The sequence below is a fragment of the Mesorhizobium sp. M00.F.Ca.ET.216.01.1.1 genome, from assembly GCF_004010325.2.
Lineage (GTDB): Bacteria > Pseudomonadota > Alphaproteobacteria > Rhizobiales > Rhizobiaceae > Mesorhizobium.
This window is the reverse complement of record NZ_SADR02000417.1, coordinates 1-311: the sequence shown is the minus strand read 5'-3', so window position 1 is coordinate 311 and position 311 is coordinate 1. Positions and strand designations below refer to the sequence as shown.

The window sequence follows — 311 nt, the reverse complement described above, 5'->3', positions numbered from 1 at the left end:
CCGAAATCCAGGCTGCTCACGGAGAAATCCAGACTCTTCGACGAACGATTCACGCTCATCCCGAACTACGTTATGAGGAAACTGCGACAGCTGATCTGGTCGCGAAAACGCTCGAGTCGTGGGGCATTGAAACTTACCGCGGATTGGGTAAAACAGGCGTCGTCGGCGTGCTCAAGCGCGGCAATGGCACACGCTCAATCGGTCTGCGCGCCGACATGGACGCATTGCCGATTCAGGAACTGAACAGCTTCGAACATCGATCGAAAAACGACGGAAAAATGCACGCGTGCGGTCACGATGGACACACGGCG

General features: G+C 55.9%; 1 protein-coding gene. It reads left to right on the top strand.

The window, feature by feature from the left end:
- Nucleotides 1-5 precede the first annotated feature (5 nt).
- A partial coding sequence (locus tag EN859_RS36745) for a M20/M25/M40 family metallo-hydrolase (RefSeq protein ID WP_210237777.1) occupies nt 6-311 on the top strand: 306 nt, incomplete at its 3' end.